The organism is Paenibacillus sp. LX16, from assembly GCF_036252815.1.
Taxonomy (GTDB): domain Bacteria; phylum Bacillota; class Bacilli; order Paenibacillales; family Paenibacillaceae; genus Paenibacillus; species Paenibacillus polymyxa_B.
Genome location: NZ_CP141152.1, coordinates 2,037,543 through 2,049,668 on the forward strand (window position 1 = coordinate 2,037,543; position 12,126 = coordinate 2,049,668).

General features: G+C 47.7%; 9 protein-coding genes. 6 read left to right on the forward strand and 3 right to left on the reverse strand.

The genetic code is table 11. The features are described 5' to 3' along the window. Window positions 1-15: 15 nt before the first annotated feature. Complete coding sequence (locus T3H97_RS09400; protein WP_025721733.1) at window positions 16-219, forward strand: YwbE family protein; 204 nt, start codon at window positions 16-18, stop codon at window positions 217-219. A gap of 24 nt (window positions 220-243) precedes the next feature. Continuing rightward, a complete protein-coding gene (locus tag T3H97_RS09405; RefSeq protein ID WP_328802360.1) occupies window positions 244-876 on the forward strand; it encodes a DUF2238 domain-containing protein in 633 nt (210 codons plus the stop codon). A 57-nt stretch (window positions 877-933) separates the two neighbouring features. On the opposite strand, the gene T3H97_RS09410 is transcribed toward T3H97_RS09405, so the two are convergent. Next, complete coding sequence (locus tag T3H97_RS09410; RefSeq protein ID WP_328802361.1) at window positions 934-2,103, reverse strand: glycosyltransferase family 4 protein; 1,170 nt, start codon at window positions 2,101-2,103, stop codon at window positions 934-936. A gap of 93 nt (window positions 2,104-2,196) precedes the next feature. Further along, entirely contained in the window at window positions 2,197-3,519 is a 1,323-nt protein-coding gene (locus T3H97_RS09415; protein ID WP_442955639.1) for an MFS transporter, read from the reverse strand. Window positions 3,520-3,705: 186 nt separating this feature from the next. Between T3H97_RS09415 and T3H97_RS09420 the strand changes: the two genes are divergently transcribed. The 3 genes from T3H97_RS09420 to T3H97_RS09430 all read left to right on the forward strand — a co-directional run bounded on the left by T3H97_RS09420 (window position 3,706) and on the right by T3H97_RS09430 (window position 9,467). Further along, the gene (locus tag T3H97_RS09420) at window positions 3,706-4,737 is read left to right on the forward strand and encodes an FUSC family protein (protein ID WP_328802362.1); all 1,032 of its coding nucleotides are present in this window, start codon (window positions 3,706-3,708) and stop codon (window positions 4,735-4,737) included. A 359-nt stretch (window positions 4,738-5,096) separates the two neighbouring features. After that, a complete protein-coding gene (helD, locus tag T3H97_RS09425) occupies window positions 5,097-7,475 on the forward strand; it encodes an RNA polymerase recycling motor HelD (RefSeq protein WP_328802363.1) in 2,379 nt (792 codons plus the stop codon). Between the two features lie 150 nt (window positions 7,476-7,625). Next, complete coding sequence (locus T3H97_RS09430) at window positions 7,626-9,467, forward strand: adenine deaminase (protein WP_328802364.1); 1,842 nt, start codon at window positions 7,626-7,628, stop codon at window positions 9,465-9,467. 288 nt (window positions 9,468-9,755) lie between these two features. On the opposite strand, the gene T3H97_RS09435 is transcribed toward T3H97_RS09430, so the two are convergent. Then, window positions 9,756-10,604, reverse strand: a complete 849-nt coding sequence (locus tag T3H97_RS09435; protein ID WP_328802365.1) for a copper amine oxidase N-terminal domain-containing protein — start codon at window positions 10,602-10,604, stop codon at window positions 9,756-9,758. 244 nt (window positions 10,605-10,848) lie between these two features. On the opposite strand from T3H97_RS09435, the gene T3H97_RS09440 reads away from it, so the two are divergent. Continuing rightward, a complete protein-coding gene (locus T3H97_RS09440; protein ID WP_328802366.1) occupies window positions 10,849-12,123 on the forward strand; it encodes an ABC transporter substrate-binding protein in 1,275 nt (424 codons plus the stop codon). Window positions 12,124-12,126 lie beyond the last annotated feature (3 nt).

Below are 12,126 nucleotides of genomic sequence, written 5' to 3' on the forward strand. Positions count from 1 at the left end.
GGAGGAATAGCTACAATGAACGGACAGAATCGATCCGACATCCGCGCTGGTCTTCAGGTAGATATTGTACTTAAAAAGGATCAGCCTACCGGAAAGTTGACGCGAGGAACGGTGAAAGATATTTTGACTAATTCCCCGCGTCATCCGCATGGAATCAAAGTGCGTTTGACAGACGGACAGGTTGGGCGTGTCAAACATATCGTAACGAACGAAGGATAGAGCTTTGGGTGAGGAGGAATGAAGATGAATCAGGCAACGGTATGGTCTAAAAATGATCGCTACCCGCTTGTTTTACTTGTATTGCTGGCGCTTGCCCTCATTTGGTCTTTGATTCGCCCGGCGGATTATTTTACATGGGTACTGGAAGTGCTCCCGGCAGTTTTGGGAGCTGTGCTGCTGGCGACTTTGTACCGTAGATTTCGGTTTACCAATCTGGTATACACCCTAATCTGGCTGCACGCATTGATCCTGATTGTCGGTGGACATTATACCTATGCCGAAATGCCACTGTTCAACTGGATTCGGGATACGTTCGGACTGGAGCGCAATTATTATGATCGACTTGGGCATTTTGTACAAGGTTTTGTACCTGCACTCATTGTCAGGGAAGTGCTGTTGCGTAAAACGGCCTTGGGAAGCGGGAGCTGGCTCACTTTCCTCACGGTTAGTGTGTGTCTTGCGATCAGCGCTGTGTACGAGCTGATTGAGTTTGCTGTAGCCAAGGCAACCGGAACGGCAGCAGAAGCCTTTTTGGGCACACAGGGAGATGTATGGGATACCCAATGGGATATGCTTCTTGCGTTCATCGGCGCCTTGACCGCAGTGATTTTATTGAGTGGGGTACATAACAAGCTGCTGAAACAATTAAAGTATTAGCAGAATTTATTTAACCCGCCATTATCATGCTATCTGAAATTTCGCTGTTTTTGAAGGCTACATTCGCGTCATGGGACGGCTGTCGAGGTGTAGGGTTGCTGCGTCCATGTAGCTGTCCAGTAGCCTTTCAAAAATACGGTCCCATGTCTGCTCCAGACTGTAGGCTCTACCAGCTCTGGACATAGCATCGCGAAGTGAGGCATCCTCGTACAACAGCTGTACAGCTTTGGCAAAGGCAGCGGCGTCCCCAGCAGGACACAATAGCCCTGTTTTTCCATGGATTAGATTATCTTTTACCCCGCCTTCATTGGCACCGACCACAGGTGTACCGCTCGCCATAGCCTCCAGTACAACGTTGCCGAAGGTTTCCGTGGTGGAAGGGAAGAGAAATACGTCGGCTGCGGCGTAGAGTTCAGCTAATTCCGGCCCTTTCACAAAACCAAGCCAGTGGACTGCATGCTCCGGCACCCCTATATCCGCTGCAGTTTTGACCTTATACAATGGACCATCTCCTGCAATGACCAACACAGAGGCTGCGCGGACGTCGTCGGGTAACTGGAGATAGGAATCCAGTAACGTGTCTATCCCCTTTTCCGGTGCAAGCCTGCCCACATACAAAATAACAAATGCATCTGCATGAACGCCCCATTTCTTCCATACTGCATTCCGGTCTACCTTTGGTTGAAATCGGTCAGTATCAATGCCTCTACTCCAGATTTCGAGCTGCCCCATTCCTTTATTGCGCAACAATTCCATGGTTGATTGAGAAGGGACATACACCCTTTCGCAATGTCTGTGAAACCAGAGCATGTATTTCCATAACGCAGGTTCAAGCCAGCGAAGCTTGTAATATTCGAGGTATTTATCAAAGTGGGTGTGATATGAGGCGACGAGTGGAATATGGTGTTTGGCTGCGTAGCTTGTTCCATACAGGCCAAGGTTAAACGGAGTAGCGACATGAATCAGATGCGGGGAAAAGGCTGACAGACGCTCGTTGATCTGTTTGGCGTTGGGGATCGCAAGTCTGCATTCCCGGTACAATAAAAAGGGAATACTCCGAAATCGCTCTACACCCGGACCAGAGGGCAGATGATGGTCTGCCTCCGGTGCGAAGACGAGCGTAGATACTCCATGTGTCTCCAGATAGCCAATCCATCGTTCCAGGGTCAGAGCAGCGCCATTCACGTCAGGCGTATACGTGTCCGTAAATAATGCAACTCGAAGCATGCCTTCATTCCTCCTCCGCCATTCTCATTTATCCTATGACGTTCCAGGGGAGTCCGCTTGGAGGCTCCGGCTTTTATTGTGTCATGATTTTGTTTACGGGCTTGCCGGGTTTTGTAAAAGCTGGCCCGCGGACGGGCGCTTTTCTCGGAACATTCTGTAATAGACGAGGGAGGACAAAATATAGAAAACACCTGTCATGCTAAATGTGATGGCATAGCCCCAGTAGTTGCCATAAGTTGTAACCAAATAGGCTTGTACAGGTCCCATACCTGCGGTGCCTAGCATCCAGGTCGTCTGGAGAATGGAGTTGGCAATGCCACGATTTTTATCTGACACACGTTCGACGAGAATGGCGGTTTGCAGCGGATTGGCTGCATTCATGAGCGCTTGCCTGAAAAGAAAGCTGATGGAAGCGATCCATAGCACGTTCGTAAAGCCTGTAATGAGAAGGAACGGTAGCGAAAGCAGTTGAAAGCCAACTACAGCTCTGACCAGCCCAATTCGGCTGCCGAGGGAAGGTCCGATCAACATGGAGAGGATGGTCATGAGCTGGCCGAGTGCAATCAATAAACTCATTGCGCTGAGCGATACGGAGAAGCGGTTCGTAAAATACAAATTAAGATACGGGATGACCAGACCTGAACCCAACCCCAGAAAAAACTGGGCCAGAACAAATTGTCCAATTACCCGGCGATCAGAAGAAACTGCAGGCGTATCTGAGGCAGGTATATTGGATGTACTGAGCGGCGTATGTACTTGTTCATTTTGAGGTGGAAATTTGGCAGGAGCTGGTGCTTCTACGGTTGCCGTAGTTTTTGTGATGAACAATAGAGGAATAAAAGCGGTCAGTGTTGCCGTTCCTCCAAGGAACAGAGCGACACGCAGACTGGATAGCGGTGTGATTCCCCACCTCTGCAGCCCATCTGCGAGTACGCCACCCCCGAAGCTGCCCAGGACCTGAGCTGCCAATACAAGAGCCGAGTAATAGCTGAATATTTTTAAGCGTTGGGCTTTGCTTATGCTTTCTGCTAAAAAGGGCACAGCTAGTACCTGAATAAAGGCGGCGAATATACCTGAGATTACGGCAAATACCAACATGCTTGCGCTGGTATCTGTAAAGGTACGGGCGAGAAAGGCCAGACCGCTGAATAATGCGCCGATGACCAGCATATGCTTGCGGCTCGTCCGATCCCCCAAAAATCCGACCGGAATGAACAGCAACGCCGTCGCCAGCGCCTGCATGCTGACCACCCGGCCGTTCATATCATCATCAAAGCCAAGCCCTTGGATATACAGGTTATACAGTACAGAAAACATTCCCGTGCCCATCTGGTACAACAGATTGGCCATAAAAAACAATCGGATATTACGCGGCCACTTTCGGGGCTCTTCTAACATTTTGCTAATCCATGGCACGATGAGTTCCTCCTGTGACGTGTTGCAAATAAGTTAATACTGTTGATATGTATTCTAGCAGGAACTGTACATTTCATAAATATTCCTGATCTTCGATGGTTTTGGGTAATAATAAAGCATGGACTTTACATTGAATTTTCATTATAGTAATTCGGTATGAATAAAATTGAAAGGTAAGCAGGAGGGATGGCTTTGGCTTTTGGAGCACGGGTGTTAAAAACGGGAATCGCAGTGACGCTCGCCCTTTTTCTGAGCACGCTTTTGAACACCCATTCGCCTGTGGGGGCAGCGATAGCCGCTATTTTTGCCATGCAACCGTCGATATATAGGTCGTGGCGTTATTTTCTGGATCAACTCCAAACAAGCACACTAGGTGCAATCATGGCGTTGCTGGGCGGAATGGTATTTTCGAATGAGCCGATTGCAGTCGGACTGGTATGTGTATTGGTACTTATGATATGTCTGAAAATAAATATGGCGGATACGGTTGGATTGACACTTGTGACCGTTGTTTCTGTAATGGAAGCCTCAGGGGACTGGAAATTTGCGGTGACCCGCTTTGCGCTCACTTTGATTGGGATTGTGTCTGCTTTTGTCATCAATGTTAGCGTTTTTCCCCCGAAACCGAAAAGGCAGTTTATTAATCAGATTCAAAATGTATTTAATAGCATGTCCTTGTTGCTGCGTACTGCCATTTCCGATGAGATTAAGGAGTCTGTCTTTAGAGAGGAAAAAGGAAATCTGGAGGGAGCCATTAAATCGTTGTCGGACAAATATCATTTGTTCGAGGAAGAGCAGAAGAAGCTCAAGCGCTCTAAGTTTAGTCAAACGAGACAAATGGTAGTATACAAACAAATGCTCGGAAGTTTGCACAAAGGATATGAGGTACTGGATGCAGTGGAAAGGCACTACTTCCAGTCTTTACGGCCAAAGGGAACGGATGCTTTTTTTGACAGTCATCTGGAGTTACTGATTCGTTTTCACGAGCATGCTCTACTGAAATTCGAAAATAAGCTAAAACCGAATGAGGACGAAAGTGAATTGTTTCAGCAAGCCAACGGCGAATTTATGAAGCATGCGATTACACGTTTTGACCATTGTCAGGAAGGAATGCTGCGGCTTTCCATTGTAGCTGCGGCGATGTACGACTATGGTCATCAGCTGGAGAGGTTGAGCAGACTGGCCGACCATATTCATCCTGTAGAAGAGAGCAGATAGGCGAATTTCCTAAAAGAAAAGCGACCGCATTCATCAATCAGATGGCCGGTCGCTTTTTTTATGTAATGAATTCAAGTGTGTAAGAACAGGTTAATAGAAAGTTGCCAGAACGCACAAAAAAAAAGCCCGCTGGTTGCGAACAGGGACTGAACTTGCTACAATAGAGGATGCTCTGTTTTATGGTGAAACCATATGCATAAGTTGTGAATCACACTTCTTTTTACATTATAGCATGCTTCAAAGGATTAGTCAATTTTCCCGGATCAGGGGGATGCCGCGAGTATGCCCGGGTCCATAATAGAGCATAGTTTGTACGCAAGGGAGCCCTGCGTGGAGCAGGAGGAAACGGAACAGGAGCGATGTCAGTGACTACTGAACAGCAATGGAATGAAGAACAACGAAGAGTAGAAGATGTGACCGCAGTGATTAGCGGGCGTATTCGGAAGCTAGAGACAGAGGTTGGTTCTGTGCGCGGAGATGTCGTCGATATGCGTAAAGACTTCTGGGATGAGGTAACGATCAATTTCAGTGAGGCAGATGATGTGGGCGAGACGTCCACCAGTTTGCGTCAGCAGTCTGAGATTTTGTCTGAGCGGGAACGAAGACACAAGCATTCTACAGAGGCGTTAGGTCGTTTGAAAAAGTTGCTTGATTCACCGTATTTTGCACGCATTGATTTTGCTGAGAAAGGGCAGACTGCGGAACGTGTTTATCTGGGGATTGCCTCCCTGCTGGATAATCAAGATGAGGAGTTTCTGATCTACGACTGGCGCGCGCCTATTTCCAATCTTTATTACGATAACATGCCGGGCCCCGCTTCATATAAGAGCCCGGCAGGGGAGATGGAAGGGGAACTCACGCTTAAGCGCCAATTCTCGATCCGTGATGGACAGATCCGTTTTATGTTCGATACAGGGGTGACGATTGGAGACGAACTTCTTCAAGCTGTATTGAGCCGCAGCTCGGATGCTCAAATGAAAAGTATTGTCGCTACCATCCAGAGGGAGCAGAATCGCATCATCCGTGATGATCGAAGCCGGATGCTCATTGTTCAAGGGGCGGCAGGAAGTGGCAAAACCTCTGCTGCGCTTCAGAGAGTAGCGTATTTACTGTATAAGTACCGGGATCGCTTACGAGCGGATCAGGTCGTGTTATTTTCACCTAACCCGATGTTTAACAGTTATGTATCGACAGTATTGCCTGAATTGGGTGAGGAAAATATGCTTCAGGCCACGTTTCAGGAATATTTGGAGCGGCGTTTGGGCCGGGAGTTTCAGTTAGAAGATCCCTTTGAACAGCTGGAATATGTGCTTTCAGCGTCGTTACAGCCTGGGTATGAAGCCAGGATGGAGGGTATCCGCTTTAAGTCGTCCAAGACATTCTTACATGTGATTACTAGCTACAAGACGTATTTGGAACAGGAGGGAATGCGTTTTAAACCCATCCGCTTTCAGGGACGTGAGGTGGTTTCAGTAGAGCAAATGGCACGCAAGTTTTATGAATTCGACTCTACGGTGCGGCTGGCGAACCGATTGGAACTGCTGCGGGATTGGATGCTCAAAGAGCTGGCCCGCTTTGGTAAGGAAGAATGCTCCGCCCCATGGGTGGATCAACAGATGGATCTGATGGAGCCGGAGGATTATCAGCGTGCCTATAACCGCATGCGCCGTAAATCCAAGAATAAGGGCGATACCTTCGACGATTTTACGCGTGAAAGAGAAATATTGGCGCGTATGGTGGTCAGTGACCGCTTAAAGCCCCTGCGCAAATGGATTAAGGCGCTTCGCTTCGTAGATACGACCCGGCTCTACAGCGAGCTGTTTATGAACGAGACGCTGCTGAGCCAACTGGCGAATCATGCAGAGCTGCCCGTCAGCTGGGGTGAAATTAGTCGACAAACTCTGGAACGAATTCAGGCTGGGGAGTTAGCGTATGAGGATGTGACACCCTTTTTATATTTACGTGAGCTGATGCTGGGCTTCCGTTCCAATAGCAACATCCGTCACGTGTTTATTGATGAGGCACAGGACTATTCCCCATTCCAGCTGGCGTTCTTTAAGCGTTTATTTCCACAGGCCAAAATGACGGCACTGGGTGATTTTAATCAGGCCATCTATGCCCATGCCTCGGTGCTTCAGGATGCAGAGCCATTGTATGACTTGTATGGTGCAGATCAGACCGAGATGATTTCCCTGACACGCAGCTATCGCTCAACACAGGAGATTGTGGAATTTACCCGGGGGATGGTCGCTGGGGGAGAGCACATTGTACCGTTTAACCGTAAGGGTGAGAAGCCTCTTGTAACCGAGGTGCGTTCACGTGAAAAGTTGCATCAACGGATAGTTGGGAATGTCATAGAATTGTTGGCAGAAGGCTATGAATCCATCGCGGTGATCTGTAAAAATGCTGACGAAAGCGCGGCAGCCTACGAAGCGCTGGAAGAACAGCTGTCAGTGAAGCCAAAATTAATTAAGAAAACAACTCCTGCTTTTGAAAAGGGGATTCATATCATTCCGGCCTACCTGGCAAAAGGCGTGGAATTCGATGCGGTCCTGATTTATGACGGATCAGCGAAACAATACCAGCGTGAGAGTGAGCGAAAGTTGTTCTACACCGCCTGTACGCGAGCGATGCATCTGCTGCATATTTATAGCATAGGGGAGATTACGCCATTCGTGAGTTTACGGGATTCGGATACGTATACCCGCAAAGTGGAAGAAAGTGATCGTGTTCTATAGAGACATTGGCAATCAGCTGGGGACAAATGCCATCGGAACCCTTGCGATGTTTGAATAGATGTAGAGTTCGCTGGCATTATGGATCGTATTCCAGTAACATAAGCAAATAAGCAAAACAGGTAAGAAGCATAAACGGAGGTTACAAACGTAATGGACATGAAGAGTGTATTTCAACGCCCGCCGCTGGCGGACTGTGTACCCGAGTTAGTAGCTACAGCTAGAGGAGAGCACAAGGCATCGCTGGTGATCCGTGGAGGAACACTGGTCAATGTGGTATCGGGCGAGTTACTGCCGGGCATGTCTATTGCTGTGCAAGGTTCTCGTATCGCTTACGTCGGTAGGGATGTCAGTCATACGATTGGTGAAGACACCATAATCATTGAAGCGGATGGCCGCTATATGGCACCGGGGTTACTGGACGGACATTGTCACATCGAAAGCACGCAGCTGACCGTAACGGAGTTCGCTAAGGCTGTACTGCCGCTGGGAGTGACGGGTGGTTTTTTTGACCCGCATGAAATTTCCAATGTACTGGGTCTAAAAGGGCTTCGTCTGATGTTGGACGAAGCACGTACGACACCGCTGGCTGCTTACATGCAGGTGGCTTCTTGCGTGCCTTCCACAGGTCCAGAACTGGAAACGACGGGTGCCTCCTTCGGCCCCGCGGAAGTCGCAGAGGCGTTAAGCTGGGGCCCGGATATGATCGGGCTGGGCGAAGTCATGAATTTCCCTGGTGTCGTCTATGGAGACGATGTGATGATCGGGGAAATTCAGGCCACGCTGCGCGCGGGCAAGGTGGCGGATGGCCATTTTACATGGGCCTCCGATGATTGGCGTCTGCCGGTCTATGCAGCCGCGGGAATTACGGGCGACCACGAGTGTGTCACGCCCGAGGATGTAGCCGAGCGTATCCGGCTCGGCATGTATGCCAAGATGCGGCAAGGCTCCGCATGGCATGATGTGGCCGAGACGATCCGAGCCAGCACGGAAATGGGTCTCGACACGCGCCGCATGATGCTGGTAACGGATGACCGCAGCGCAGAATCCTTGCTCCATGAAGGACAGATGGATTTCGTCGTGCGTCATGCGATTGCACAGGGCGTCAAGCCCGTAACCGCGTTTCAGATGGCCACGCTGAATACGGCAGAGCGCTTCGGCGTGGCACGGGACATCGGATCGATCATTCCGGGTGCCATTGCCGACATTATTTTGCTTGATGGCCGATTGGCCGAAGTGAATGTGACGGCTACCATCGCAGCGGGCCAGCTGGTGGCCGAGCACGGTCAAATGGTCGCCGATTGGGAAGGCTTCGTTTATCCTGCGGAAGTGATGGACACGGTCCATCTGGGACGAGAGCTGAGTGCTGCAGATTTTCGCATTGCGGCTCCAGTACAGGAGGGGAATGTACCTGTACGGGTGATTCGTGTTACGGAAAATCACGTGGACACGAAGGAAGTGCGGATGACCGTTCCGGTCCATAATGGAGAAGTCACGGCAGATCCTGCACAGGATTTGTGCAAAATAGCCGTTTTCGAGCGCCATCATGCCAGTGGCAGTCACGCGGTTGCACTTGTGACAGGTGTAGGCTTCACCGAGCCGGCTGCGATTGCCATGACCGTCGCGCATGATAGCCACAACCTGCTCGTCATTGGTAATGATGACGAGCTCATGACCCAGGCGGCGAAGCAGGCTGTTGCCCTGCGTGGTGGCGTGGTGGTCGTATCCGCCTCGGGTGAGACGCGCTTCCCGTTGCCGATCGCCGGGCTGATGTCCCCAGCTCCGTTTGCGGAGGTAGCTACGCAGTCCGAAAGTATCAGCCGGGCGCTTCAGCAATCCGGCTGCATGCTGAACAACGCGCTGATGACACTGTCACTGCTCGCACTGGTCGTTATCCCTGAAATCCGTCTGTCGGATCAGGGGCTTGTCGTGATCGGAGCGGATGGCATCCGCAAGGTATCTCTTTTTGTGGAAGAGGATGCTGCGGAAGTCTGATAGAACACGTCGCTGGGGGTTGTCCTACAGGTCTGCCCAGACCTGAGGGATAACCCCTGTTTTTCATATACGAAGTCAAAAAAATATCTTTGATTTCTTTATAAAAGTCAAGGAGCGGTGGGCAGATGCATCCCTATTATCGTTCATTAGAAAAAATGGCTCATCATGCCTCGATTATAGAGCAGGATTGGAACAGGTTTGTAGAGCAAACCCGTGTGAAGCATATTCAGCTGGGAATTTGTCTTTTATCTTTTGGAGACGAAAAAAGTGTAATAAGAAAAAATCACATTATACAACTGTGTTACTTATAATCTTCAGAAAACCGTTCTTCCCAGCGGTATCCATAAACTGATTAATGGATTTTCTTGCGGTATCGTTAAACAAATACCACTCATCTTTCGATACGTCATGAATCAAAATCTCTGGATATTCTGTTGAAAGTTCAGATGGAACAGGACTAATTAAAGAATAAATATCAAAACGAACTAAGCTTTTCCCTTTTTGGTCTAAAAAATCATATTGTGCATTTTTATAATAAGATCCAGGTGTGTCAATAGTGAAGCTCCAAGAGTAGTTTGCAGGTGCTTCGACCTTTTCACCTATGTTTTTTGCGAAAATATTATAAATGGTTTCATTATATACATTGCCATGAATTTGCTGAACTACGCCGCCCATAAACATATGGTATTCATGTTGAAGTGCTTTTACTTGTACACCGTCTATGAACAATGGTTTAGTATCAACAGTCACTGCAAAGTTGCTGTAATTAACATTGCAGCCAAACGCCTCTGCAATAAAACGAAGTGGAACATATATGCGATTATTTTTCGTATATGGTTTTACATCAAGCAGCATCTTTTTACCATTTTTCTCCGCTATGCTTCTGTTTACTGCTAATTTTACTTTCATCTCGCTTTTAGCGAGAATAACCTCGGAATCGGACCATTCGACACTAGCCCCCAAACTTTCGCTCATAACACGTAGAGGTACCATGGCGCGTTTATTTTTCATTTCGGGCTTCACATCGGATGTAATAGTCACACCGTCAACTTTGATCTGATTTTGTGCTGCATAAGTTGTGGACGATGAAATAAATAAAAAAATTGCAAGAAAAGCCGCAAAGAATGCTTTTTTCATAAATGACTGCTCCTTTTTTGGTTAAATTTGTTGCGCAGTAACTTTCCCCCATATGAAGACGCAACTGGATAAAAAAACGTTGCGCTTTCCTGTCCGTTAACTTAACGTAACAACCAGTTTGTACTATTTGATTACCTTCCGGTATTTACCAACTAAAAATTGCTAATCTTCCTGGAGAATTATGTCGATAACATTGGATATTATTCATAAAATTTATCAAAGTAAATCCTTAGGGGGAAAGTTAATGAGAAAACAGCTTAAAGTTGCGATTTCTCTAGTATGTTTAATGATGTTTATAGGTTGTTCAGCTTCACCAGTATCACAGCAGACGACCAAGATTACACTTTTGAATTCCAAATCTGAAATAAAAACCCAATTAGAAGAAGTAGCAAAACAATACAATCAAGAGCACCCTGAAGTATCTTTGGAGATTATAACCGCTCCTGAGGGGACGTCTGCATATCAAAAGCTGATGTCGATGTACGGCTCAGGAAGTCCCGCTACCATGTCGATGCTTGATCCTGGTGATGCTCAGCAATTTCTGGATAAAGCCGTTGATTTAAGCAAAGAAAAGTGGGTAGCTGATACGATAGAAAATGGACTTGACGCCGTTAAGAAAAGTGATGCTGTGCTGGGGTTTCCATTTGCAGTGGAAGGCTACGGATTAATTTACAATAAGAAAGTGCTGGACAAAGCAACAGGGGGGTCTTTTGATGCTTCCTCGGTAAAAAGTAGAAGCAGCCTGAACTCATTAATGGCTAAGATTCAGAAGACGGGAGTAGCACCGGTCATGCTTTCACCAATGGACTGGTCTCTCGGCTCACATCTTTTAGCTTTATCTTATTCTGTTCAGCCTGGGGGCTTTCCGGAGTTTGTTAAGAATATGCAGGATAACTCCATAGACATGTCCCAAAATAATGTAATGTCTGAATGGGTACAAACTTTAGACCTGCTCAAGGATAACAGCATCAATAAGAATTCGCCTTTGGATAGCACGTATGATGATGGAGCCAAAGCGTTAGGAGAGGGAAAAGTGGGGCTTTGGTTTATGGGCAACTGGGCTTGGGCTGGGATTAAGAGTAATGATACAGCAAATGAGGATTACGGTTTTTTGCCCCTTCCGTTAAGCGATAATACGGATGACCCTAACAATGCTAAGATTACAGTCGGTGTAACAAAGTATATTTTCATTGACTCCACAGCTACCACACCTCAGGAGCAAGAGGAAGCAAAGAAGTTTCTGAATTGGCTGGTATACGACAAGTCCGGACAAGATTTTCTGGTAAACAAGGCTAATACGGTACCTGCGTTCAAAAATATTGATTTAGAGCCTGCCGATCCTTTGGGACGATCAATCAAGTCGTATATCTCGACCGGAAAGATACTACCGTTTATGGCAACCCTCCCACCTGATCATGGGGGCATCACAGGAGCATCTATCCAAAGCTATATCAGTGGAAAGATAGATAAAGCTGAGTTGTTGCGTCAAATACGCATATACTGGAAAGCTCAGCAGTGATGA